Origin of the sequence: Vibrio atypicus (assembly GCF_009811315.1) — a bacterium.
Classification (GTDB): Bacteria; Pseudomonadota; Gammaproteobacteria; order Enterobacterales; family Vibrionaceae; genus Vibrio; species Vibrio atypicus.
Window position 1 is genome coordinate 56,449 of sequence record NZ_BLID01000013.1, and the last position, 23,555, is coordinate 80,003.

The 23,555-nt window shown below is 43.7% G+C and carries 25 protein-coding genes; 5 read left to right on the plus strand and 20 right to left on the minus strand.

The features are described from left to right. Window position 1: 1 nt before the first annotated feature. The 3 genes from yihI to GVO60_RS20440 form a co-directional block, all read right to left on the minus strand. Window positions 2-547 carry a Der GTPase-activating protein YihI gene (gene yihI / locus GVO60_RS20430; protein ID WP_159657385.1) on the minus strand — a complete coding sequence of 182 codons (546 nt, stop codon included), beginning with the start codon at window positions 545-547 and terminating at the stop codon, window positions 2-4. After that, the gene (locus GVO60_RS20435; RefSeq protein WP_162596559.1) at window positions 547-1,185 is read right to left on the minus strand and encodes a class I SAM-dependent methyltransferase; all 639 of its coding nucleotides are present in this window, start codon (window positions 1,183-1,185) and stop codon (window positions 547-549) included. The genes yihI and GVO60_RS20435 overlap by 1 nt, the downstream gene beginning before the upstream one ends. A 739-nt stretch (window positions 1,186-1,924) precedes the next feature. Further along, window positions 1,925-2,542 carry a c-type cytochrome gene (locus tag GVO60_RS20440; RefSeq protein ID WP_159657387.1) on the minus strand — a complete coding sequence of 206 codons (618 nt, stop codon included), beginning with the start codon at window positions 2,540-2,542 and terminating at the stop codon, window positions 1,925-1,927. A gap of 148 nt (window positions 2,543-2,690) precedes the next feature. Here GVO60_RS20440 and yihA point away from each other — a divergent pair, with 148 nt between their 5' ends. Continuing rightward, a complete protein-coding gene (gene yihA, locus GVO60_RS20445; RefSeq protein WP_159657389.1) occupies window positions 2,691-3,356 on the plus strand; it encodes a ribosome biogenesis GTP-binding protein YihA/YsxC in 666 nt (221 codons plus the stop codon). Window positions 3,357-3,873: 517 nt separating this feature from the next. Here yihA and spfP read toward each other — a convergent pair. The 4 genes from spfP to hemB form a co-directional block, all read right to left on the minus strand. Then, the gene (spfP, locus tag GVO60_RS22700; protein ID WP_438356636.1) at window positions 3,874-3,921 is read right to left on the minus strand and encodes a small protein SpfP; all 48 of its coding nucleotides are present in this window, start codon (window positions 3,919-3,921) and stop codon (window positions 3,874-3,876) included. Window positions 3,922-4,114: 193 nt separating this feature from the next. Continuing rightward, a complete protein-coding gene (gene polA / locus GVO60_RS20450) occupies window positions 4,115-6,907 on the minus strand; it encodes a DNA polymerase I (protein WP_159657391.1) in 2,793 nt (930 codons plus the stop codon). A 624-nt stretch (window positions 6,908-7,531) separates the two neighbouring features. Beyond that, window positions 7,532-7,969, minus strand: coding sequence for a GNAT family N-acetyltransferase (locus GVO60_RS20455; protein WP_159657393.1), 438 nt, complete (start codon window positions 7,967-7,969; stop codon window positions 7,532-7,534). A 70-nt stretch (window positions 7,970-8,039) separates the two neighbouring features. Further along, complete coding sequence (gene hemB / locus GVO60_RS20460; RefSeq protein WP_159657395.1) at window positions 8,040-9,083, minus strand: porphobilinogen synthase; 1,044 nt, start codon at window positions 9,081-9,083, stop codon at window positions 8,040-8,042. Window positions 9,084-9,243: 160 nt separating this feature from the next. Here hemB and GVO60_RS20465 point away from each other — a divergent pair, with 160 nt between their 5' ends. Then, on the plus strand, window positions 9,244-10,005 hold the full coding sequence (locus GVO60_RS20465) for a TatD family hydrolase (RefSeq protein ID WP_159657397.1): 762 nt from the start codon (window positions 9,244-9,246) through the stop codon (window positions 10,003-10,005). Window positions 10,006-10,085: 80 nt separating this feature from the next. Here GVO60_RS20465 and tatC read toward each other — a convergent pair whose 3' ends face one another. From tatC to rmuC, 7 genes are all read right to left on the minus strand, one after another. Next, window positions 10,086-10,835: a twin-arginine translocase subunit TatC gene (gene tatC / locus GVO60_RS20470; RefSeq protein WP_159657399.1), complete on the minus strand. Its 750-nt coding sequence runs from the start codon at window positions 10,833-10,835 to the stop codon at window positions 10,086-10,088. 63 nt (window positions 10,836-10,898) lie between these two features. After that, window positions 10,899-11,330 (minus strand): Sec-independent protein translocase protein TatB, encoded by a 432-nt coding sequence (gene tatB / locus GVO60_RS20475; protein ID WP_159657401.1) that lies wholly within the window; start codon window positions 11,328-11,330, stop codon window positions 10,899-10,901. Window positions 11,331-11,333: 3 nt separating this feature from the next. Next, entirely contained in the window at window positions 11,334-11,588 is a 255-nt protein-coding gene (tatA, locus tag GVO60_RS20480) for a Sec-independent protein translocase subunit TatA (protein WP_159657402.1), read from the minus strand. 51 nt (window positions 11,589-11,639) lie between these two features. Further along, window positions 11,640-13,274 (minus strand): ubiquinone biosynthesis regulatory protein kinase UbiB, encoded by a 1,635-nt coding sequence (ubiB, locus tag GVO60_RS20485; RefSeq protein ID WP_159657404.1) that lies wholly within the window; start codon window positions 13,272-13,274, stop codon window positions 11,640-11,642. Continuing rightward, the gene (locus tag GVO60_RS20490) at window positions 13,271-13,876 is read right to left on the minus strand and encodes a ubiquinone biosynthesis accessory factor UbiJ (RefSeq protein ID WP_159657406.1); all 606 of its coding nucleotides are present in this window, start codon (window positions 13,874-13,876) and stop codon (window positions 13,271-13,273) included. The genes ubiB and GVO60_RS20490 overlap by 4 nt, the downstream gene beginning before the upstream one ends. 9 nt (window positions 13,877-13,885) lie before the next feature. Continuing rightward, a complete protein-coding gene (gene ubiE, locus GVO60_RS20495; protein WP_159657408.1) occupies window positions 13,886-14,668 on the minus strand; it encodes a bifunctional demethylmenaquinone methyltransferase/2-methoxy-6-polyprenyl-1,4-benzoquinol methylase UbiE in 783 nt (260 codons plus the stop codon). A 57-nt stretch (window positions 14,669-14,725) separates the two neighbouring features. Further along, the gene (rmuC, locus tag GVO60_RS20500) at window positions 14,726-16,276 is read right to left on the minus strand and encodes a DNA recombination protein RmuC (RefSeq protein WP_159657410.1); all 1,551 of its coding nucleotides are present in this window, start codon (window positions 16,274-16,276) and stop codon (window positions 14,726-14,728) included. A gap of 167 nt (window positions 16,277-16,443) precedes the next feature. Here rmuC and GVO60_RS20505 point away from each other — a divergent pair, with 167 nt between their 5' ends. After that, the gene (locus tag GVO60_RS20505; RefSeq protein ID WP_159657412.1) at window positions 16,444-17,349 is read left to right on the plus strand and encodes a DMT family transporter; all 906 of its coding nucleotides are present in this window, start codon (window positions 16,444-16,446) and stop codon (window positions 17,347-17,349) included. A gap of 20 nt (window positions 17,350-17,369) precedes the next feature. Here the strand turns inward: GVO60_RS20505 and GVO60_RS20510 are convergent, their stop codons facing one another. The 4 genes from GVO60_RS20510 to ftnA all read right to left on the minus strand — a co-directional run bounded on the left by GVO60_RS20510 (window position 17,370) and on the right by ftnA (window position 20,510). Further along, entirely contained in the window at window positions 17,370-18,194 is an 825-nt protein-coding gene (locus GVO60_RS20510) for an HDOD domain-containing protein (protein WP_159657414.1), read from the minus strand. 89 nt (window positions 18,195-18,283) lie between these two features. After that, window positions 18,284-19,477 (minus strand): BaiN/RdsA family NAD(P)/FAD-dependent oxidoreductase, encoded by a 1,194-nt coding sequence (locus GVO60_RS20515; protein ID WP_159657416.1) that lies wholly within the window; start codon window positions 19,475-19,477, stop codon window positions 18,284-18,286. Window positions 19,478-19,585: 108 nt separating this feature from the next. Further along, a complete protein-coding gene (uspB, locus tag GVO60_RS20520) occupies window positions 19,586-19,909 on the minus strand; it encodes a universal stress protein UspB (protein WP_159657418.1) in 324 nt (107 codons plus the stop codon). Between the two features lie 73 nt (window positions 19,910-19,982). Continuing rightward, window positions 19,983-20,510: a non-heme ferritin gene (gene ftnA / locus GVO60_RS20525; protein WP_159657420.1), complete on the minus strand. Its 528-nt coding sequence runs from the start codon at window positions 20,508-20,510 to the stop codon at window positions 19,983-19,985. Between the two features lie 154 nt (window positions 20,511-20,664). On the opposite strand from ftnA, the gene uspA reads away from it, so the two are divergent. Further along, window positions 20,665-21,090, plus strand: a complete 426-nt coding sequence (gene uspA / locus GVO60_RS20530) for a universal stress protein UspA (protein WP_159657422.1) — start codon at window positions 20,665-20,667, stop codon at window positions 21,088-21,090. A gap of 56 nt (window positions 21,091-21,146) precedes the next feature. Continuing rightward, complete coding sequence (locus tag GVO60_RS20535; RefSeq protein ID WP_159657424.1) at window positions 21,147-22,025, plus strand: carboxylate/amino acid/amine transporter; 879 nt, start codon at window positions 21,147-21,149, stop codon at window positions 22,023-22,025. Between the two features lie 62 nt (window positions 22,026-22,087). Here GVO60_RS20535 and GVO60_RS20540 read toward each other — a convergent pair whose 3' ends face one another. After that, window positions 22,088-22,654: a hypothetical protein gene (locus GVO60_RS20540; RefSeq protein WP_159657426.1), complete on the minus strand. Its 567-nt coding sequence runs from the start codon at window positions 22,652-22,654 to the stop codon at window positions 22,088-22,090. Window positions 22,655-22,754: 100 nt separating this feature from the next. Further along, window positions 22,755-23,534: a class I SAM-dependent methyltransferase gene (locus tag GVO60_RS20545; RefSeq protein ID WP_159657428.1), complete on the minus strand. Its 780-nt coding sequence runs from the start codon at window positions 23,532-23,534 to the stop codon at window positions 22,755-22,757. Between the last annotated feature and the right edge of the window lie 21 nt (window positions 23,535-23,555).

The window sequence follows — 23,555 nt, forward strand, 5'->3', positions numbered from 1 at the left end:
TCTACCCTTTAAACTGGTCGAGGTCTAAATCTTCAAACTGAGAAAGAAGTTCATCATCTGAACCGGCTTTCTTACGAGATTCACTCTCTACTGGCATTGCTTCTTCAAACTCTTCGTCATCTTCATAGATGCCAAGTTGCTTCATCAGAGCTTCAATGCGCGCTAGCTTCTCATCTACGTATTTCTGTAGACCTGCACCTAGGTTTTCACCTTCATCGATACGATCGAGCAACACGTTAAGTTGCGCGTCATTTTCCAGCATCTCAAGTTCTTTTTCAGCACTGATACGGCGCTCAGCTTTGTTTAGCTTCTTCGCTGGTTCAACAATCAAAGGAATCTTTTTCTTGCTGCCTAAACGTGGATCACGCTGTTGGCCATTACCTTGATGTTTATTCTGCTTTTCGTCTGAATTGCGGTTACCCGTCTTCAAACCTTTGCGCTTTTTGTCTTTTTTACGTAGACGGCCTTCAACGTCTGATTGCGTACGATTACGTACAACGACCACGTCGCTATTGCCACCTGAACGGACTTTTTTATTACGGCTCATTACTGGGCTTTCCTCAGTAAAATTACATCATTACCAATAAATTCAAGCTCGAGCTGATCCCGCTCTGCCAAATATTGAAACGTTTTTTGGCTAAAAAAGATCACATGCGTTTGATCATTTTTATAGTGCCAAGAAGCAAACGCTTCAACATCGATAACCATTTTGGTCATAAGACCAATCCAGCCACCGGGCTTAACTAAATTCAACCATTGCTGCCACACAGTGTTAGGGTCATAAAGATGTTCTATCACTTCTGTAGCTGTCATAAAGTCATACGATTGCTCTAACACCGACTTATCTGGGTGATAGTAAATATCATATAAACTCATGGTATGCCCCTGCTCTTGCAACATTAAAGATAACGTTGGTCCAGGGCCACAACCAAAATCGATCCCGTGAGATGCAGGTGCAATACGCGCTAATATCGGATCAGCAACCCGAGATAAGAAGCGTCGATAGCCTTCATCAGTTGGATTATTTTCGTGTAAATCATAGTGTGCTTTTTCTGCTTGTGCATCGAGACGTTGATCTGGATGAACAAAAACCAATTCACACTGCTGACACTGAAGATATTCGCGTCGCTTGTCAGCAAAGTAATGCTGAGTATCCAAGCTGTGACAAAGGGGACAAGTGTGCATCATTACATCCTCAAACAGGGATGCGAAACATACCAGAAAGTCAGGTTAGAGTGGAGTACTATTGTGCAAATATTCAGCGATTTTGAAAAATATTCCTCAATACGCAGTGAATTCGACCAATATAAAAAAAGCGATAGGGTTAACTATCGCTTTCTAAATGCCTTGCGGCCAAACTGTGTTGCACTGATTTGAGTGCATCAAGTATCCATTTGTTTTTGGCGCTTTCCCTGCAAAAGGTGTTTTTTTTCACCATCCTAGTGAATTTTGGCTTTCCTTTTACTTCCCGTAACTGGGCTATTCCTTAGCCTGATCCATTCCGCTGTCTTAAACCATTAGACAAGTCGACCATCCATATCAAGTGAGTATCCTACCCACCTAGTATCCTTACTCCGACAATCAAGCGTCCTTCGCTTGCATCCTTGGAGACCTTCCTAGTCTGAAATCCTTCATCAGCGCCCTGCCGATAACTACACTTTACTGGTTTGAGCTTTTTGGACAATCTACTCTTCAAAATAATCGCGACTAATTTTTTACTATTTTTTTCCTGCTTTGTTTTTCAACAACTTAAAAGAGAGCGCGAGATATACTCACCTGCAAGTATGGCAAATATCTCACACAAGTTCGGGAGAGATAGAGAGTTGAGGCGTAAAAGCCGATGTGATCTTTGTCATACGAAAAAGCCCAGAGAGTTCTCTGGGCTTTTTCAATACAACTTTATGCTCGAACGAATAAGTAGGGCTTAGTGCAGGCCACCAACGTATTTAGAAAGTGTATCGATATCTTCATCCGTTAGCTTCTTCGCGATATCACGCATCATAGCGTTCATATCATTACCACGAGAACCGTCACGGAATTTTTCTAACTGAGCTTTGATGTAGTCAGCATGCTGACCAGAAATTTTAGGGAAACCTGAAAGCTCAGTACCATCACCACGAGGACCATGACAAGCAATACATGCTGTTAGACCACGTTCCGCATCACCAGCAGAGTAAAGAACCTTACCTTGCTCTACGACATTTTCAGGAGTGGTGTTGTTCGAAATCGGTAATGACGCATAGTAAGCAGAGATATCTTTCATATCTTGTTCTGTTAGTGGCATAGCCATACCACTCATTACTGGGTCGTAACGACCTTGCTTACCACCGCTGGTCATACCCAACTTGAGGTCTTTCAGCTGCTTTTCAATATACTTAGCATGCTGACCTGCAATTTTAGGGTACATAGCGAGTTGACTGTTGCCGTCAGCACCGTGGCAGGCAACACAGGTTTGGGATTTTGCTTTACCAGCTTCGATGCTGCCTTGGGCCCACACAGAGCAGCTGGCTAAAAGACTCAAGATTAGCGCTAATTTCTTCATGACATTCCATTATAATTATCAAGCTTCCGGTACCACTCTGCGTTGCCACTCATGGTACAATAGGCGACCTTATGCCGAGCACGGTTATTTTACACAATTTCACAAAAAAGTAATCAATCGACTACACAAAGTCGAGATGGAGTTAACAGTGAGCGTAAAAATTCATTATCAAAACACGCATTTCATCACCAGCGCACCTGATATTCGTGCACTGCCAGAAGATGAAGGTATCGAAGTTGCGTTTGCAGGGCGCTCCAACGCGGGTAAGTCAAGCTCTCTAAATCGCCTGACAAATCAACGTAGTCTAGCAAAAACCAGTAAAACCCCTGGTCGTACGCAGCTTATTAACTTATTTAAAGTCACGGACGGTTGTCACATCGTCGATTTGCCAGGATACGGCTTTGCTCAAGTTCCATTAGAACTAAAGAAAAAGTGGCAAAAATCGTTGGGTGAATACCTACAAAAACGCCAGAGCCTAAAAGGTTTGGTGGTGCTTATGGATATTCGCCACCCAATGAAAGACTTAGACCAACAGCTTATCTTTTGGGCCGTTGACAGTGGTATTCCAGTACAAGTATTGCTGACCAAAGCTGACAAACTAAAAAGTGGCGCACGCAAAGCTCAAGTACTAAAAATCCAAAAAGATTCTGTTGGATTTGGGGGTGATGTCAAAGTAGCCGCTTTCTCTTCGTTGAAAGGCATTGGTGTTGATACATTACGCAACCGCCTAGATGAATGGTTTGCACCCGCTTTAACAGATTCTGTGATCGAAGAGATCGCTGAAGAAGAGCAACTAAATAACGACCAAGAGTAAGTTACTCACTTCTCATATGTTAATTTAATGTATAAATGCCCTGCTCTATGAGTGGGGCTTTTTTATAGCTGTGCTTTTATTACAAACATAAAAAAACCCACCGATATAGTGGGGTAACGGGAGAGAAATAGGAGGTAATAGTTATTATTCGCTCAAGGTGAACGATCTATGACTGCAATGCAACTCCCTCTCGTTTCAGCTCTCCACGTGAAAACAACCCCTCAACACACAGTCAAATGCTTGAATTAATAGATATTTTAACACTAATAAATGAAAGGAATGCTTATACAAGGCACTTTCATTCTCAAGAAAAATAACCAAAGTGTGAATGGTGTAAATTTACATATCACAACAAGCGCAGATAAAAGAATCAGCTAGAGAAGATCAGAGCTAGAAAAGAGAAAGGAAAGGGTTGGACAGGGAAAAACCAACAATAAATGGTAAATTATTGAGCAGAAAAACTTTTCTTTCGCCCAATAAAAAACGCCCCAGTCAAAAGCTGACTGGGGCGGCTGAATCAGCCTAATCCAATAACGTGAAACAAAAGGTCTGAAAGATAGAACATCTTACCTCTGTACCCTACGCAGAATAATGTACAACAATTAGTCAGAAATGGAAACTATTTTTGTAAGTTTTTTTCATTAAAGTTTTATTAAGCAACATACAAACCGTTTTTGAAATGACTTTTTTAGCGACAAAAAAAAGCCAGTGTTTGTGCACTAGCTCATGTTATATCGCTATATTTGATTGCTTTTTGACTAGTGGGCTTGATCCCAGTTGTCACCATGACCAGACTCAGCCACGAGCGGAACATCTAACTGAGCTGCAGACTCCATCAATTCCTGTACTTTACTTTCAATTTCGGTCAAAGCTGACTCTTGAACTTCAAATACCAATTCATCGTGTACTTGCATCAAAAGCTTCACTCGACCATCACCTTCAGCCTGGATCCATTCATCCACTAGCAGCATGGCTTTCTTGATGATATCTGCCGCAGTGCCCTGCATTGGCGCATTAATAGCAGCACGCTCTGCCGCTTTACGACGCATACCATTGCGAGATTGAATTTCAGGAAGGTGCAGGCGGCGACCAAAAATGGTTTCTACGTAACCTTGCTCAGACGCAGTGCTGCGAGTGTCTTCCATGTACTGCATAACACCAGGGTAACGTTCAAAATACTTATTCATGTAATCTTGAGCTTCACCACGCGGAATACCTAGCTGCTTAGCCAAACCAAACGCACTCATCCCGTAGATCAGACCGAAGTTAACGGCTTTAGCGCGACGACGCTGCTCAGAACTGACTTGGTCAATCGTCGTACCCATGATTTCAGCCGCTGTTGCTGAGTGAATATCTTTACCTTGCTGGAAAGCTTCCAACAGTGCTTTATCACCAGATAAGTGCGCCATAATACGCAGTTCAATCTGTGAGTAATCGACTGCCATGATCTTGTAACCGTGCGGAGCAATAAATGCTTGACGAATACGACGGCCTTCATCATTACGAATTGGAATGTTCTGTAGGTTTGGATCCGTTGAAGATAGACGCCCCGTTGCTGTCACTGCCTGGTGATATGAAGTATGTACTCGACCCGTTTCCGCGTTGATCATCTTCGGCAGCTTATCTGTATAAGTAGATTTGAGCTTAGCAAGACCACGATACTCAAGAATCAGTTTCGGCAGCGGGTAATCCAACGCCAATTCCTGCAGTACTTCTTCGTTAGTTGAAGGCGTGCCTGATGGTGTCTTCTTAATCACAGGTAGGCCCATCTTCTCAAACAGAAGCGCTTGCAGTTGCTTTGGCGAATTCATGTTGAACTCTTGCTCTGCGATCTCATAGGCTTTCTGTTCAAGTTCATCAAGGCGTAGAGCAATTTCCTGAGATTGTGCCGCAAGCTTCATGTCGTCAATCAGCACACCTGTACGCTCGATACGGGATAAGACAGGAACAAGGGGAACTTCGATCTCTTGGTAAATCGATTTTAGTTTCTCGTCCTGTTCGATATTTTCCATCAAACGATTGTGCAATCGAAGCGTCACATCCGCATCTTCAGCCGCATAAGGCGAGGCTTGATCTAGTTCAATTTGGTTAAAGGTTAGTTGCTTTTTACCTTTACCCGCAATCTGCTCAAACGAGATACAGCTGTGCTGTAGGAAGCGCAGTGCCAGGCTATCCATATCATGCTTTCCACCCACGCTATTGTATACGTATGAAGCCAGCATAGTATCGTGCTTAATACCCTTCATCTCAATGCCATAGCGCGCTAATACGCTCGCATCGTATTTCAGGTTTTGACCCACTTTCGCTTGCGAATCGTCTTCTAAAATAGGTTTAAGTTGTGCCAGCACCCAATCTCGATCAAGCTGCTCTGGTGCATCTAAGTAATCATGAGCAACAGGAACGTAAGCAGCAATGCCCTCTTCTGTTGCAAATGAAAGACCAACTAGATTTGCCACCATGTAATCAAGGCTGTCTGTTTCGGTATCAAAGGCGAACACGTCGGAAGCTTTGAGCTTTTCTAGCCAAGCGTTAAAAGAGGCTTCATCTAAAACAGTTTCGTACTGGCTACGGTCGATAGTGACCGCTGATGTATCCATCTCAATCGCACTTGATGAGCCTGATTTTGCAACAGAGCCTGATTTTTCATCGGCTTCAACCACGCCAGTACCACCGTCAAGTAACTCGTTGAGCCATGACTTAAATACTAGCTGACCGTACAGTTTGATCAGCTCATCTTTATTTGGTTCCGCTTTAAGAAGTGAATCTGGTGTTTCTTCCAGTTCAACATCAAGCTTAATGGTTGCCAATTCATACGATAATTTTGCGTTGTCTTTATTATCGACAAGCTTTTTCGCCATAGTCTTTGAGCCACGGAAACCAAGCGCTGCGATATCATCAAGATGCTCATACAACTTGTCGATACCACCAATGCCTTGTAGCAAAGCTGTTGCGGTTTTATCACCCACTCCAGGTACACCTGGAATGTTATCAACTTTATCGCCCATCAAAGCTAAGTAATCGATGATCAGTTCCGGCGGAATACCAAACTTCTCGACAACACCTTCACGATCCATGACTACGTTGGTCATGGTGTTGATCAAGGTAACATTCTCATCCACCAGTTGTGCCATATCTTTATCACCAGTACTAATAAGCACTGGCATGCCCGCTTGTGAAGCTTGATGAGCTAAAGTCCCAATCACATCATCGGCTTCAACGCCGGGAATACAGATCAGAGGTAAACCCATCGCGCGGATAACATTGTGTAAGGGTTCAATTTGGCAGCGAAGATCATCTGGCATCGGAGGACGATTCGCTTTGTACTCTGGATACATGTCATCGCGGAAAGTTTTGCCTTTCGCATCAAAAACCACAGCAATACGATCAGAAGCAAACTGACGCATCATACTGCGCAGCATGTTCACTACACCATACACAGCGTTTGTCGGGATATCTCCGTTGCTCATTGTGCCTGGGTAGGCATGAAATGCACGATAGAGGTAAGAAGAACCATCGATTAAAATCAACGGATTATCAGGAATATTAGCCATAGTCTTTACGTATCCAAAGAAAATGCATGAAAGATCTGCTTAGGATGCCATGACTGCGTCAGTGAATCCATTTTAACTCCTTGAACTCTACTCACACATTTGGTGATTCTTTTACCACCTTGGCAAGCATTCTGTGGATAACTCTGTTTATAGTATTTATCCACAAGATATAAAACGCCCTCAATAAAGACCTCTTTTAAAAATAAGACCATGTAATAAAAGAATAAATTATCAGATCGACGATCTAAAGATCGATCTAATAATGATCCTTAGCTGTGGAAAAGACTATTGGTGCCCTTTTGTCCATCAATATTCTTCAGGCATAAAAAAAGCGACATCTTATCGATGTCGCCTAGCAAAAAGGGGTCAAAGCGAATTCAGGTGAATAAAGTGCTTTGCCATAAAGCTATAAATTACACTGGAAGCAATGTGAGCAATGTCGTGTCAAAAAGAACTAGTGCAAGTTCGTTTAAGTTCAGTGTCATCACCGGCTCCAAGTTGAATCTGGTAACTCCACGTCCTTGTGAACTTCTCTCATTCCCTAAGACGAGACAAATAATAACCATTCTCATTTAAATCGTCAATACCTAAATGAGAAAAAATCTCATTTAATATTTTAGGCGTCTAGAATTGCTTTAAAAAATGCACCCTACTTTCAATCAACGCTTCTCTTTCTTCAAATTTTTCAATCATATAATCATTACGAAGAAGAAGCCTTAGCATCGCTGGAAATTCATTTCTCGATTTCACTTTTAGCTGTTTATAGCCCCGATTAGTAACCCACTCTTCCTGCTTATCCAATAATTTTTGCGCCACACCTTTGTTTCTTGCCGCGTGTGAAACTCCACCAAACCAACTATAGAAAGTTAGCTCATCCAATTGATAGCCTATTTTAAAACCAAGTAAGGTGCCCGACTCTTCGGCAACCAGAATCAAACTCTCAGTTTTATCTTCCAAACGCGCTGCTAAAGTTTGTACCGTTTCTTTATGAGAAAATTCCGTGATCTGTTCCACCACCTGAATACACTCTTCCAGACTACCTTCGCGATATACAATGCTCATCCACGATCACCAAAACTAAAAAAGGCTGACAATCGCCAGCCTTTACATCTATCTAATTAAGCAGTAACGCTTACTCACCTTTCAAAAAGGTTGCAGCTTGCGCATTCTCTTCAGCTAACCACTCAGCTACGTCTTTTGCAAAGTAAGTTAAGATGCCATCAGCCCCGGCGCGCTTAAAGCAAAGCAGAGATTCCATGACAGTTTCACGCTCTTTCAACCAACCATTGGCAAAAGCAGCTTTGTGCATCGCATACTCACCTGAAACCTGATAAGCAAAAGTTGGGACTTGAAGCTCTGTTTTGACACGACGAACCACATCTAGATATGGCATACCTGGCTTCACCATCACCATGTCAGCGCCTTCACTCACGTCTAACGCCACTTCATGAATCGCTTCATCACTGTTTGCCGGATCCATTTGGTAGTTCTTTTTGTTACCGCCTTTCAAGTTACTAGCACTACCAACCGCATCACGGAAAGGACCATAGTAACAAGAAGCATATTTAGCAGAGTAAGCCATGATCTGAGTGTTCACGTGGCCAGCATTTTCTAGCGCTTCACGAATAGCGCCAATACGACCATCCATCATATCTGATGGCGCAACAACGTCTGCACCAGCTTCAGCATGAGAGAGCGCCTGCTTGACGAGAACCTTGGTCGTTTCATCATTCAGAACATAACCATCTTCATCAATGATGCCATCTTGGCCATGCGTCGTGAATGGATCTAACGCGATATCGGTAATAACGCCAATTTCCGGGATATGCTCTTTTAGTGAACGTACCGCTCGTTGAACTAGGCCTTCTGGGTTGTACGCTTCAGCAGCACACAAGCTTTTTGCATCTTGATTCACCACTGGGAACAGAGCAATCGCTGGCACACCCAGTTGCGCCAAATATTGCGCTTCTTCTAGCATCAGGTCGATAGATAAACGCTCAACACCTGGCATAGATTCAACCGTTTCACGACGATCTTTACCCATTAGGATAAACATTGGATAAATAAGGTCGTTTACAGACAACTGATTTTCAGCCATTAGGCGACGGCTAAAGTCATGCTTACGCATACGGCGCATGCGACGGCCAGGGAATTGGCCTTGAATAGAAACTGACACTCTGTTCTCCTTGTGTGGTGAAAGTGCTTGTCCCGCATCATATCACTCCAAGATTCAGACGCCAGCGGCTGAAAGGAAAAATGCAGAAAATGACCAAATGCTCACACTGCCGTATACTGAGCCCAAAGACCAATCAAGCTAACCACTCAAGAGAACAACCATGATCGATAGCCACGCCCATATCTACGCCAGTGAATTTGACCAAGACCGCGACCAGGTCGTCCAACGCGCACTTGAGCAAGGCGTAGAGAAAATTTTAATGCCAAATATCGATCTAGATTCCATTCAACCTATGCTCAAAACTCAAGCAGCATACCCACAAGTCTGCCACTCAATGATGGGCCTTCACCCTTGTTATGTTGACAGCAACGTCAAACAGACACTCGATATTATCCACTCTTGGTTCGACAAGCATAACTTCGTTGCTGTAGGTGAAATTGGCATCGACCTATATTGGGATAAAACTTATAAAGCAGAGCAAGAGATGGCATTTATCACTCAATTAAATTGGGCGAAAGAGATGAAGTTACCGGTCGTAATCCATACTCGAGATTCTATTGAAGAAACGTTAGCACTACTGCGAAAAGAACAAGACGGCTCACTGTCAGGGGTTTTTCATTGCTTCGGTGGTAGCGTAGAAGAAGCAAAAGCGATCAATGACCTTGGTTTCCATTTAGGTTTAGGTGGCGTTTCTACCTTTAAAAATGGTGGGATGGATAAAGTCATTCCACACCTCGATATGAATTACGTCATTCTTGAAACAGATTGCCCTTATTTAGCACCAGTGCCCCACCGAGGTAAACGTAATGAGCCGGCTTATACCTCTCTTGTTGCCCAGCGTGTTGCTGATTTAAGAGAGCTCTCTATAAAAGAGGTTGATCGCATTACCACACACAATGCGAGCCAGCTCTTTGGGTTATAAGCAGCTCGATCGTATATTGCTCCAAACATACAAAAGGGGCTGATAGATATCTATCAGCCCCTTTTTTCGTTTCAGAATTATTACTCTTCTACCGCTTCATCATCGTTATCTTTACGCACATAAAAACGCGCAAAGAACAAACCAACTTCAAATAGCAAACACATTGGAATAGCGAGCAAGGTCTGAGAAATCATATCTGGTGGCGTCAGCATCATACCGACAATAAACGCCCCCACAACAATGTATGGACGCTTTTCACTTAAACTCTTCGGCGTTGTCGCTCCTGTCCAGCACAATAAGATAATTGCAACAGGGACTTCAAACGCGATACCAAAAGCTAAAAACAGTGCTAATACAAAATCAAGATAACTTGAAATGTCAGTAGCAAACTCGACACCACCCAATGAAATGGCGGTAAAGAAGCCGAACACCAATGGGAAGACGACGAAATAAGCGAATGCGACACCACAGTAGAAAAGCAAAGAGCTTGAAAACATCAATGGCATTATCAAACGGCGTTCATGCTTATATAACCCTGGAGCAACGAAGGCCCAGACTTGATACAAGATAAAAGGCACCGCTATAAATATTGCGGCAACAAGTGTCAGTTTTAGTGGCGTAAAGAAAGGTGACGCCACATCAGTAGCAATCATTGTTGCACCCTCAGGTAAACGCTCTACCAAAGGTGCTGAGACAAACTCATAGATATCATTCGAAAAATAGATCAGCCCAATGAACACCACCAATACTGCAAGAATCGCTCGCAACAGTCGGTTACGGAGTTCCAGCAAATGGCTGATCAAAGGCTGTGTCTGCTGCGCAGAAGACATGGAAACCTCTACTATAAAAGATCGAAAAGGAGCTACTGTTTAGTAGCTCCTCCTAATGCGAGACTATTCGGCTTTCTTATCTGCCTGTGATGACGTTGGAGTACTTAAGCTCTCGACGGCATCCACTGAGTCATTAGCACTCTGAACAGATTCAACATTCTTATTCAAAGCCTCGGCATTGTTATCTGCTGAGTCGCTTTTGCTCGCGTATGGGCGTTGCACCTCTTGGGCAGCTTGCTTCAATTCTTCTACTGAAGATCTCAGCTCTGGAGATAAATCTTCCATCCCCATCTGCTCCGCCTTGCGCAGGTTATCTTGTAATTCCTGAACCTTAAGCTCGTGAGAAAGTTCATCTTTCACACTGTTTGCCATACTTTTCGCAGAGCTAATAAACTTAGAAACACTACGAATTGCATGTGGCAAGCGTTCAGGACCAAGAACCACCAGCCCAACGACAGATATTAATACCAGTTCCCAGAAACCGATATCAAACACGTGTTATGCCTGCTCTTTGTCTTTCTTTACTTCAGCAGAAGCGTCTGTCTTCTGCTGCTCTAAGTTCTTTTGCTCTTCAGCAGATTTTGGCTCAAAGTCAGCGTCTTTTTTCGCTGGCTCATCTTCGCTCATCGCTTTTTTAAAGCCTTTCACGGCACCACCTAAGTCACCACCAATACCGCGCAGCTTCTTAGTTCCGAATAGTAGAACGACGATGACAGCAATAATCAGAAGTTGCCAAATACTAATACCACCCATTCTTTTTACCTCGGGTCTTTTATAAACAAATTTATTTCAAGAGTTTAACGTCTATTGACGGTAAGCTCGCCAACTAAGCAACCAAAATGTGACACCACCTAGGGCGCTGACCATAGAAAGTTGCTCATAAGTGCTGTTTACCAATATTGCCGAGCATACGACTAATGTGGCACCAACACCAAATAAAAATTTTCCTGTCGCTTGCTGACGTTTGCTCGAACGGTAACCTTGGTATAGCTGATCCATTCGTTGGTTCATCATTTTACCTTGGCGCAAGCTGTCATACAGAAGCTCTGGCAGCTCTGGTAATTTCTCTGCCCAGAACGGCGCACGATCTTTCACCGCGTTGATCACCGCTTGCGGTCCAACTTGGTTCATCATCCACTCTTCAAGGAATGGTTTTGCCGTTTCCCACAAATCCAGTTGCGGATAAAGCTGTCGACCAAGCCCTTCAACGTAAAGTAATGTTTTTTGCAGCAACACGAGTTGTGGCTGCACTTCCATATTAAAGCGACGTGCTGTGTTAAACAGGTTCAGCAGTACATGACCAAATGATATTTCACATAATGGTTTCGCGAAAATCGGTTCACAGACAATGCGAATCGCAAACTCGAACTCATCAATATTGGTTTCACGTGGAACCCAACCCGAATCGACATGCAACTCAGCCACTCGACGGTAATCTCGGTTAAAAAACGCTAAGAAGTTTTCCGCTAAGTAACGCTTATCTTCACTGTTAAGCGTTCCGACGATTCCGCAATCCAAGCCAATCCAGCGTGGATTCTCCGGATGCTGCGGTTCAACAAACACATTACCTGGATGCATGTCCGCATGAAAAAAGCTGTCTCTAAACACTTGGGTAAAGAAGACGCTTACACCACGCTCCGCGAGCAGCTTCATATTAGTGCCGTTCGCTTTAAGGCCTTCAATGTCAGAGACTTGAATGCCGTATATTCGCTCAGAAACCATGACAGTTTCATTACTAAAGTCAGTAATAACTTCAGGAACGTATAATTCTTCGCTGTTTTCGAAGTTGCGACGCAGTTGAATCGCATTCGCTGCTTCACGACGTAGGTCGAGTTCATCCAGTAATGTTTTTTCGTACTCACGTACTACTTCAACGGGTTTTAAACGACGTGCTTCAGGAAGAGCCTTGGCGACTATACGCGCCATTCGGTACATCAGTTTTAGATCTGCATCAATGACTGGGCGAATATCTGGCCTGATGACCTTTAATACCACTTCTTGGTTAGTCGACTTCAGTTTGGCGGTATGGACCTGAGCAATTGACGCTGAAGCAAGAGGTTCAAGTTCAAAATCATCAAACCAAGTCTCAACAGGGCCACCTAATGCACGTTCAATGCACTCTTTTGCTAGTTTGCCATCAAATGGAGATACCTGATCTTGCAATAGGGCCAATGGGTCAGCGATATGAGCGGGAAACAGATCTCGACGGGTCGACATCATCTGACCAAACTTAATCCATACTGGCCCAAGCTCTTGTAATGCCAAACGAAGTCGCTCACCCAACTCTTTGTCTGCGTGCTGGTTTTTAATCCAGAATAACCCTTTACGGGCCAATAAAGGTGCTTTAGTCAGCTGATGATTAGGTAGTAGTTCATCCAAGCCATACTCAAGCTGTACTTTAATGATGCGATATAAACGTCTTAGCTCTGCAGGAGTCATGCACGCTCCAACAGTTGATTCAGTTTAGCTTCTACACGGGCAGCTTGGCTTTTTACGTCATCCACTTGATCGCAGAAATGCGCAACTTCTAACGGTGCGGGTGCAACACGCCACTCTTCGGTCAACACTTGGCCAATATGGCGTTGATGTTTCGATGCTTGACTTGTCACTAGCTGACCTAAGTTAGATACCCCTTTGATTACGGTATGTGCTACCACATCTCCAGTCACACGTGATAACCACTCTTCGACGTCAGGCTTGCAGTCCGTCATCAATTGAGAGAACTTTTGCGCCAGCTGAATATCGCCTTCCAAAATCAGCTTATCTTGCTTAATAAGCTTAGTGATATTGGATTGGTCACGTAATTCCGGCAGCACCGCCAGATTTAATGAAAGATAACAATCCGGCTTGCCTTCATAATTACCTAGTACATCTATCTGCTGGCTAAAGATAAAAGTCAGCGTTTTATTGATCTCTTTTAAGTGAACTTGAATCACCTGCCCTTTCAAACGACCAAGACGACGCCCCAATTCCGGATCGTCTTTAATCAGGGTATTTAATGTGGTTTCAATGACTGCTGTTACCAATGGTTCAAATGGCATAACGCACCCTTAGAATTTGTAGCCACGGTGTAGCGCAACGATACCACCAGTTAGATTGTAATAACCGGTTTGATCAAAGCCTGCCTCATCCATCATGCCTTTCAAGGTCTCTTGATCTGGGTGCATGCGAATGGATTCCGCTAGGTAACGGTAGCTTTCGGCATCATTCGCCACTAACTCGCCCATTTTTGGCAACAGGTGGAATGAATACGCGTCATAAATTTTTGAAAGTGGATCTAGAATTGGTTTAGAGAATTCTAATACTAATAGACGACCACCTGGTTTAAGCACGCGGTACATCGAACGTAATGCTTTGTCTTTGTCTGTTACGTTACGTAGACAAAAACTAATTGTAATCGCATCAAAATAGTCATCTGGGAATGGCAGCTCTTCAGCATTTGCTTGCACGTAATGAACATTACCAACAACGCCGTTGTCACGCAGCTTGTCACGGCCTACGTTGAGCATAGAGTTGTTGATGTCAGCCAGAATAACATGGCCTTTCTCACCCACAATACGAGAGAACTTTGCCGTCAGGTCGCCAGTACCGCCGCCAAGGTCAAGGACACGGTGACCAGGACGAACACCACTACAATCGATCGTAAAACGCTTCCAAAGACGATGTACGCCACCCGACATTAAGTCGTTCATGATGTCGTATTTTGCCGCTACAGAGTGAAATACTTCTGCCACTTTTTCGACTTTCTGTTCTTTTGCTACGGTGGTGAAACCAAAGTGGGTTGTTTCACTCGATTCTAAAGCTGTATTCGATTGCACGCTTGTATCCGTCATGATGATTCCTCTTCGAGCAGTACTTCTTAATTAATACGACCTGAGTACTGCGGGCGATTAGTTTACTTTATCCTCAGCCGGATGTCTTTGTACGAAAGAATCATTTTCATTCAATGCACTATTTTCTGTGAGCCCATCATATTGGGCCATTTGCGTTAAGCTCGTTGAGATAGGTCTTTTTACCTCAACACCTAACTCTTTAAAGCTCTCAGCCTGTCGAATCACGTTTCCTCGTCCACTGGCCAGTTTATTCATCGCACCTTGATAGTTCTGGTTCGCTTTGTCTAAGGCGCCGCCTAAACTTTCCATGTCATCCACAAATAGACGCAACTTGTCGTACAACTTGCTGGCACGTTCAGCAATGATTTGAGCATTCTGATTTTGTCGTTCATTGCGCCACAAATTATCAATAGTACGAAGCGCGACGAGTAAGGTTGTAGGGCTCACGATGATGATGTTTTGCTCCAGTGCATCTTTCACTAAGCTTGGGTCAGCTTGAATAGCGACTTGGAATGCAGGCTCGACCGGAATAAACATCAACACATAATCGAGGCTCTGAATGCCTTTGAGTTGATGATAATCTTTATTGGATAAACCTTTAATATGAGCCCGCAATGCAAGTAAGTGGTCACTTAGGGCAGCTTCCCGTTCAACGTCGTTGCTCGCGTTGAAGTAACGTTCATACGCCACCAAAGCCATTTTTGAATCCACCACCACTTGTTTATCTTGAGGTAAGTGAACAATCACATCCGGTTGATAGCGTTTACCCGCTTCATTTTGCAGGCTCACTTGAGTTTGGTACTCATGCCCTTCACGCAAGCCAGACTCTGCCAAAACGCGAGCAAGAACCACTTCTCCCCAGTTACCTTGCTGCTTATTGTCCCCTTTCAACGCGAGCGTTAGGTTCACGGCTTCTCTGGTCATCTGCTCATTAAGGCGCTGAAGGTTTTTAAGTTCATGGGTTAAGGTGTGACGCTCTTTGGCTTCAAGGTTAAAGCTGTCATTCACTTGCTTCTTAAAGCCCTCAAGCTGCTCTTTTAATGGCGAGAGTAGCCCTTCTAAGCTTTGCCTATTTTGCTGATCGACCTTAGCGGTTTTAGTTTCGAAGAGTTGGTTGGCTAAGTGCTCAAACTGCTGCTTAAGGCGATCTTCCGCTTTTTCGAGCAGCTGCAGTTTCTCTTGATTGGCTTTGTTTTCTTGCTCATGACGCGCTTCTTGCTCTCTCAATTGAGCATCAAGCTGTGACTTTTGCTCACGAATCAAGTTCAGATCATCAGCGTACTGTTGGCGCTCTTGCTTTACGGCTTCAAAGTAGCGCAGCTTCTCCATCACCGCCATTAACTTGCCATGTGCCTGTTTCAATTCATACGCTGATTTATCACGCTCACTATCCAACTCATCAAGCTCGATTTGAGACTGCTGCAATTCACGCTGTAGTTGGCTAATTTGGCTATTCGCCAGTTGCTGATTGGACTCTAATTGTTGCTCCAAAAGCTGACTGTGAAACTGCATTTTCTGTTTTATCCACCAGCCGACTCCGACTCCAGATAAAACGGCGCTGCTGATCGCGGTTAACAGTAAACTTTGATTGTCGAGAATCCATTGCATAGTAAAGCTTTAACTCACTTTTTTAGTCTTATTTCCATGGTATTTTACCACTGGATAAATGTCCAGTTTGTCGGCTAGATATCGAACAGATAGACTAGGCGCTCCGTATTCCATCCCACCGCGTAAAAATTGGGTCTTTAACCCATTGGTTTTATTGAAGGAGCATCATGAACGAACGTCGCGCGTTAGGGTTTGGCCTTTCAGCTGTCCTACTATGGTCAACTGTGGCTACCGCATTCAAACTGACTTTGGCTGAGTTTACGCCTATCCAAATGCTAACTATGGCTAGCATCGTATCGGCGATCGCGTTAACTGCGATTTGCGCAGTGCAAGGTAAACTCTCTTCACTGGCCAGCACTTTTTTATCTAACCCTTGGTACTACTTTTTACTGGGTTTAATCAACCCTCTGGCGTACTACATCATTCTATTCAAAGCTTATGACCTGTTACCCGCCTCTCAAGCGCAAGCGATCAACTACAGTTGGGCTATCACGCTAACGCTCATGGCAGCGGTATTTCTTGGTCAAAAAATTCGTAAGCAAGATTGGATCGCCTGCACGCTGAGTTATTTTGGCGTGATTGTGATTGCGACGAAAGGTGATGTACTTGGGCTGAACTTTGAAAGCCCACTAGGCGTAGGGCTAGCGTTGGTTTCGACCCTACTTTGGGCCAGTTATTGGATTCTGAACACTAAAAACAAAGCTGATCCAATTGTTGGTGTACTACTCGGATTTCTGGTGGCGATTCCTTTTGCTATCGGGCTTAGCGTGTATGAAGGCGCCCAATGGTCGCACATCAGCTCAAAAGGCTGGTTAGCCGTGACTTATGTTGGCCTGTTTGAAATGGGGGTCACCTTTGTACTGTGGCTGAGCGCACTAAAACTAACGCAAAATACGGCGCGTATCAGTAACCTCATCTTCGCCTCGCCATTTATTTCATTGGCATTACTAGCGACCATCATAGGTGAAGAGATACATCCAACAACCTTGATAGGCTTATTGCTGATCATTGGTGGCTTGGTGATCCAACAGATCAAATTTAGCAAAAAAGATCCCACACAAAGCGCCGCCTAACAAGCGATTAAAATGGCTTATCAGAATAGTTGATAAGCCAACTCACTGCCTTGGCCACGTATGCCATCAATTTTATCCGCCAAATCTGGTGATGCATGCAGAGCTAAGGCAGCCTTACTTGACGTTAAGTAAGCGTGTTTCTCATTCTGATCCAGCATGTTGTCCCAACGCTGATGAATATCTCTAGCCAGATACATTAAACAAGCCAAGCGTTTTGACTCAACCGCTTTTGCTGGGTGGTTAACATTGGCAATCGCATCCACCAGCTCATTAGGAAACTGCCAAGTTTCAGCCAATACCGCCCCAAGTTGCTGAGCGTTGGTGCCCAATACTTCTTGCTGAACTTGAGTCGCATTTTCACCATTCATCACACGCTCTTGAATATCGAGTGCCTTCTCTGGCTCTAAGGTGTGAATCATTAATTCGCCAATATTGTGAAGGATTCCTGTGGTAAACGCTTCATTGGGATCGAGTTTAATATCTTTCGCAATGGTGCTCGCGATGGTCGCAACTTCAAATGTCCCCGCCCAATAATCTTTAATATTAATGGTTTCTAATTTTGGAAAAGTCGATGCAAGGATCGAAGAAGAGATAAGGTTACGGATGGCACCAACACCGATACGAACGATAGCGTCATTGATGTTAGAGATACCTTTAATACCACCGAATTGTGCCGAATTAGCCATGCGCAGTACACGCGCGAGTAACACTTGGTCCATCGACATTTTACGCGCCAACTCGCCAAAATCTATTGGTTCACTGTTGACCATTTCGAGCAATTCTTGCAGTACGCTTTCGATACGAGGTAATTCGTTAATACGAGAAATTAACGCTTCTTGACTCATAGAGTTTACTCCTTCCAAGACACTCGCTGTATTAATAAACTAAGTGTAGTACTAAAGAGTAAACTCTCATTAATATTTATTTAGGCAGTTTATACCCACTGACCAGCAGTAAAACCAGAGCTCCAACACCACTGGAAGTTGTAACCACCAAGCCAACCTGTGACATCCATAACTTCACCAATAAAGTACAAACCTTTGATTTCTTTGCACTCCATTGTTTTTGATGAAATATGATCGGTATTCACACCACCAAGGGTCACCTCCGCCGTTCGATAGCCTTCTGTCCCATTAGGTGTGATATGCCAGTTTTGTAGTGTTTCAGTAATCGCCTTTAATTGATGTACACCAAACTGTTTTAGCGGTTTGTCTTCTAGCACTTTTCGTTCAACTAAAACCTCAACCAAACGCTTAGGTAGAACTTTAGCTAAGGTATTCTTCAAGCTTTGATTTGGGTGTTTATCTAACGACTGGGTTAATAGCTCATTGATATCGACTTCCGGTACTAAGTTAATTTTTACCTTTTCACCCGGCTTCCAGAAAGACGAAATTTGCAGCACAGAGGGCCCTGACAAGCCACGATGGGTAAACAGCATGGCTTCTTTGAATTCTGTCTTATTCTCTGAGGTAACTTCGACGGGAATAGCAATTCCAGATAACTCTGCAAAGTCTTCCTTGTCCTCTTTGTGTAAAGTAAATGGTACCAAGCCTGCCGTAGTGGGAACTATAGATAAACCAAACTGCTCAGCGATTTTGTACCCAAATGGTGTCGCGCCCAATTTTGGCATCGATAGCCCACCAGTTGCCACCACTAAAGAATCACATACAATCTCACTGGTTTTTGTCTGTAGGGAAAAACCTGTTGCTGTTTTTTCTATACTTTGAATGTCTTGTTGGTAGCGTTGGTGCACCGAGGGCAAGTTACACTCAGCCAGTAGCATCTTGACGATATCTTTTGAATCGAAATCTCCGACACAAAACAACTGCCCATGAGAGCGTTCTTCAAACTCGATGCCATGTTTATAGATCATCGAGATAAAATCCCAATTGGTGTATTGAGCCAAAGCTGATTTCACAAAGTGCGGGTTGTTACAAAGATAGTTTTTAGCTGTCACGTCATAGTTGGTGAAATTACAACGACCACCACCAGCAATCAGAATTTTACGGCCAGGTTTTTTGGCGTGATCAAGCAGCAGTACTTTACGACCGCGCTTACCCGCTTCAGCGGCACACATTAAACCTGCGGCACCTGCGCCAATGATGACTACGTCGAACTTTTCTGTCATGACCACTACTACTCAAAAAAACCAATAAAAAAGGATGTGCATAACGCACATCCTTTGCAATTTAGCTCGCTATTCTAACGATTATCTGACTGCTTGCCAATTCACCAATTAGAGAATAAAAGCCGCCAATAAGGTCACACCGAGTAATGAGGTTGATAGGATAAATAACTCTCTAACACGCTCACACTTGCCCGTGAACAGCTCATCATGATGATGGTGATACTCTCTGCTTTTGAGGTAATGAAACAAACGAACTTGTTTGGTCATGTTGCCATGCGTAGTGAAAAAGCCATTGCCATCCACTTGTTGATACAACAAGGGGTGAGCTTCTCGCATAATGTAAATCAGAGAACGCAGCGCGGTAAGATATCTGGCCATATTAACTATGGTCACCAACATCAGCGTGAATAGAATGGTATCAGCATTGATCATCTTTTCCTCCCTACACCTTCGTAGGATGCCCAGAAGAAAAAGACGATCTAATTAAAGAGTCTCTTGCTGAAGTTTATTCAGCAGTGGCATCCATAATAGAAGATGAACCTTCTTTCGCTAGAGCCGCTAGATCTTTATCAATAAAGAACAACGCTTTGCCGTCTTCACCAACCAGTTCTAGCTTGTCTAAAATCCCTTTAAATAACTTCTCTTCCTCGTGCTGTTCAGCGACGTACCACTGTAAGAAGTTAAAAGTTGAGTAGTCTTGTGACGTAAACGCACCATGAGCTAGCTTGTTGATCTGTTGAGTAATCATCTGCTCATGCTCGTAAGTTTCACGGAATACTTCGCCAAGGCTATTGAACTCATGTTTAGGCGCTTCAATTGCACCTAGAATTGGCATCGCACCCGTCTCGCTTACGTAAGTGAAAAGACGTTGCATGTGCTCCATTTCTTCTACGGCATGCGCGCGTAAAAATTCGGCTGCACCTTCAAATCCTTTGTCTTCACACCAAGCACTCATTTGTAAGTATAGATTGGATGAGAAAAATTCGAGATTAATTTGCTCATTCAATTGTTCAACCATTGCCTGTGACAGCATTTCCTACTCCTACTAAGTCTATGAACTTAAACTGACTATATCATGATCATTACCATAACACTTTGACGTATGAATGTGGATCTGAGATCACCGCAGCAAAATTTATCTATCTCTGGTGCTAATCTTAAATCAGTTACCTAAAGGAGATAGCACTATGAGTTATCAACATATTTTGGTTGCTGTTGACCTCTCAGAAGACAGTAAACTTTTGATCGATAAAGCCGTATCCCTAGCAAAACCACTCGATGCCGCGGTCTCTTTTGTCCATATCGATGTGAATTATGCTGAACTTTATACTGGGCTCATCGATATCAACCTCGCTGAAACACAACATCAAGCCGTTCAAGCTTCTCAAAGCCAATTGCAGGATTTTGCCGATCATGCCAATTATCCAATCAAACACACCTTAGTCGGCAGTGGTGATTTAGGTAACGAGCTTTGTGAAACTATTCAAGAGTTCAATATTGATCTTGTGGTATGCGGGCACCACCAAGATTTCTGGAGTAAGCTGCTTTCTTCAACTCGTCAGCTGATCAATTGTTCGCCAGTTGATATGTTGGTCGTGCCACTTAAAGACTGATCGTCAAACGAAATTCAGATAGACTGCAGAGCAAATATTGATAATGAGTATTAGTTATGGGTTATCTCTCTGCAGTAACGCTGTTGTGGGCGTTCTCTTTTAGCTTAATCGGCGTTTATCTCGCGGGTCAGGTCGACTCGTGGTTTTCTGTTTTAATGCGGGTGGCGCTCGCGAGTATCGTTTTCCTGCCATTCCTAAAATTTAGAGAAGTGGATAAGACACTCATAGCTAAGCTGATGACAGTTGGTGGTTTTCAGCTTGGTTTAATGTATTGCTTCTACTACCAATCTTTTCTGCTCCTTTCTGTTCCAGAAGTTCTACTGTTCACTGTATTTACCCCAATTTACGTCACCCTGATTTATGATCTACTTAAAGGTCGCTTCTCACCGTGGTATTTAGTCTCTGCGGTCATTGCTGTGATTGGCGCAGCACTGATTAAGTTTGCCGGTATCAATGAGAATTTCTTGTTAGGCTTCTTAGTCGTACAAGGCGCAAACATCTGTTTTGCCATCGGCCAAGTTGGTTACAAATACATTATGGAGAAAACTCCGGTAGAGCTTCCTCAGCATACGGTGTTTGGCTATTTTTACTTAGGCGCTTTGTGTGTTGCCCTAACTGCATTTGCTTTGATGGGTAATATCGACAAGCTCCCAACAACACAAACTCAATGGGGCATTCTGGTCTACCTTGGGGTTATTGCATCAGGACTGGGCTATTTCGCTTGGAATAAAGGAGCAACAATGGTCAATGCTGGCGCGCTAGCCGTGATGAACAATGCCCTTGTACCTGCAGGTCTTATCGTCAATATTGTGATTTGGAACCGTGATGTCGACTTAACTCGATTAGCCTTGGGTGGCGCAGTCATCATGCTCTCATTGTGGATCAATGAAACTTGGGTGAAAAAGAAAGTCGCTAAAAGCTACCAGTCCGCTTAAGCTCTTTTCCTTTTAAAAAAAACGCTCTCCAAGTTGGAGAGCGTTTTTTTATTTATTCAAACTTAGTGTACTTGGGATTCAACTCGTACATCCACCAGCTCTGGGATAATAATCGGCGGCTGCTTCGAAACATGAGCTTCTAGCTTTTTCTGACGCTTTAACAACTTCTGTTGTTTCTTGGCTAACTTAAGCAGCTTCTGTTGTTGTTTGTAGTACTTCTTAAGGGCTTTTTTGGCGCTCTTTAGCGCTTTCTTATCGTAAACTTCAACAGCTTGAACCCGGCTATCTGTACGATCAGGGTTAGTATTTATCTGAATCTCATTCGCCGCTTTCTGTTTGACTCGTTCTACCACACGGCGAACTGCTTGCGCTTTTTTATCAGCGATGGACTCTACAGAGGCCAATTTAGGCAGTGCCTCAGTTAATAAGACACACGCTCTTTGCTGTTCTATTGGCATCTCTTGGCATGATTGAGGAGGAATAGCTGCTGGCTTACAAAGAGAAGACTGAGACGCAGATGAACGCGCACATGAGCGGCAAACAAATTTAGGTTCCACCACCAAGCGATGGATATCCCCTAGATTGTCCGCAATTTGTTTACGGTTCATCTTACAAAGACGTTTAGCCATGCTACAACTCCAGCTAAGAATACGAATAGTTCTTAGTAAGATATACCTGCATGACTATTATTTAGCAAGCACTAAATTATGTTTTGAAACACTCTGTGCGCTAAGTCATTGATGCTTTAACGTAAACATCAAAGCGATTTTTTTTGGTCTCAATCGCCATTGCGGGTTTTTGCTCATCAAGCCAATTAGCGTAATCTGGACGCTTGACCACAACCCTTTTAGTTGCAAGGGCTAAGGCGGGTTCCAATAGACTATCAGCATCATGATCCGTGCCAACCAAAGACTGGAAAACGCGCATCTCTTTTTTGACCAAGGCGCTTTTTTTCTTGTTCTCAGGGTGCGGGTACATGGGATCTAAATAGACAACATCAGGCTTGATGAAGTTTTCATCTTTGGCTAAATCATCTAACGCACTGTGGCTTGAAGCATGAAGCAATGACATTCGTTCACTAACCCAAGTACCTATTTCTGCATCTTGCTTCGCGCGCTCTAAGCCATCATCAAGCAGTGCAGCAACTACTGGGTGCCTCTCAACCATTTGAACTTTGCAACCTAATGATGCCAATACAAAAGCATCACGTCCCAAACCAGCTGTACCATCAAGTACTGTCGGTGTGGCACCTTTATTTAATCCAGCCGCCTTAGCGATCGCCTGGCCCTTACCGCCACCAAATTTACGACGATGTCCGACCGCGCCCCCCACTAAATCAACGTAGATAGCGCCTAGCTTAGGCTCATCCACTTTACGCAGCTCTAAACGCTCTTCAGTCAACACTAAGGCGAAGAGACTCTCTGTGCTATGAGTTAACCCCCAACGCTCAGCGACAAGCTCAAGTTGCTCACTTTGAGCTGGGTTTTCACAAATTAGTTGTAGCTGCACAATGGGCTCCGAATAGCGAAT

What these genes read in the sequence shown, in the direction of transcription:
- yihI (WP_159657385.1), bottom strand. Translation starts at nt 547, where the DNA reads ATGAGCCGTAATAAAAAAGTCCGTTCAGGTGGCAATAGCGACGTGGTC.
- GVO60_RS20435 (WP_162596559.1), bottom strand. Translation starts at nt 1,185, where the DNA reads ATGCACACTTGTCCCCTTTGTCACAGCTTGGATACTCAGCATTACTTT.
- GVO60_RS20440 (WP_159657387.1), bottom strand. Translation starts at nt 2,542, where the DNA reads ATGAAGAAATTAGCGCTAATCTTGAGTCTTTTAGCCAGCTGCTCTGTG.
- polA (WP_159657391.1), bottom strand. Translation starts at nt 6,907, where the DNA reads ATGGCTAATATTCCTGATAATCCGTTGATTTTAATCGATGGTTCTTCT.
- GVO60_RS20455 (WP_159657393.1), bottom strand. Translation starts at nt 7,969, where the DNA reads ATGAGCATTGTATATCGCGAAGGTAGTCTGGAAGAGTGTATTCAGGTG.
- GVO60_RS20465 (WP_159657397.1), top strand. Translation starts at nt 9,244, where the DNA reads ATGATCGATAGCCACGCCCATATCTACGCCAGTGAATTTGACCAAGAC.
- tatC (WP_159657399.1), bottom strand. Translation starts at nt 10,835, where the DNA reads ATGTCTTCTGCGCAGCAGACACAGCCTTTGATCAGCCATTTGCTGGAA.
- tatA (WP_159657402.1), bottom strand. Translation starts at nt 11,588, where the DNA reads ATGGGTGGTATTAGTATTTGGCAACTTCTGATTATTGCTGTCATCGTC.
- ubiB (WP_159657404.1), bottom strand. Translation starts at nt 13,274, where the DNA reads ATGACTCCTGCAGAGCTAAGACGTTTATATCGCATCATTAAAGTACAG.
- GVO60_RS20490 (WP_159657406.1), bottom strand. Translation starts at nt 13,876, where the DNA reads ATGCCATTTGAACCATTGGTAACAGCAGTCATTGAAACCACATTAAAT.
- ubiE (WP_159657408.1), bottom strand. Translation starts at nt 14,668, where the DNA reads ATGACGGATACAAGCGTGCAATCGAATACAGCTTTAGAATCGAGTGAA.
- rmuC (WP_159657410.1), bottom strand. Translation starts at nt 16,276, where the DNA reads ATGCAATGGATTCTCGACAATCAAAGTTTACTGTTAACCGCGATCAGC.
- GVO60_RS20505 (WP_159657412.1), top strand. Translation starts at nt 16,444, where the DNA reads ATGAACGAACGTCGCGCGTTAGGGTTTGGCCTTTCAGCTGTCCTACTA.
- GVO60_RS20510 (WP_159657414.1), bottom strand. Translation starts at nt 18,194, where the DNA reads ATGAGTCAAGAAGCGTTAATTTCTCGTATTAACGAATTACCTCGTATC.
- GVO60_RS20515 (WP_159657416.1), bottom strand. Translation starts at nt 19,477, where the DNA reads ATGACAGAAAAGTTCGACGTAGTCATCATTGGCGCAGGTGCCGCAGGT.
- uspB (WP_159657418.1), bottom strand. Translation starts at nt 19,909, where the DNA reads ATGATCAATGCTGATACCATTCTATTCACGCTGATGTTGGTGACCATA.
- ftnA (WP_159657420.1), bottom strand. Translation starts at nt 20,510, where the DNA reads ATGCTGTCACAGGCAATGGTTGAACAATTGAATGAGCAAATTAATCTC.
- uspA (WP_159657422.1), top strand. Translation starts at nt 20,665, where the DNA reads ATGAGTTATCAACATATTTTGGTTGCTGTTGACCTCTCAGAAGACAGT.
- GVO60_RS20535 (WP_159657424.1), top strand. Translation starts at nt 21,147, where the DNA reads ATGGGTTATCTCTCTGCAGTAACGCTGTTGTGGGCGTTCTCTTTTAGC.
- GVO60_RS20540 (WP_159657426.1), bottom strand. Translation starts at nt 22,654, where the DNA reads ATGGCTAAACGTCTTTGTAAGATGAACCGTAAACAAATTGCGGACAAT.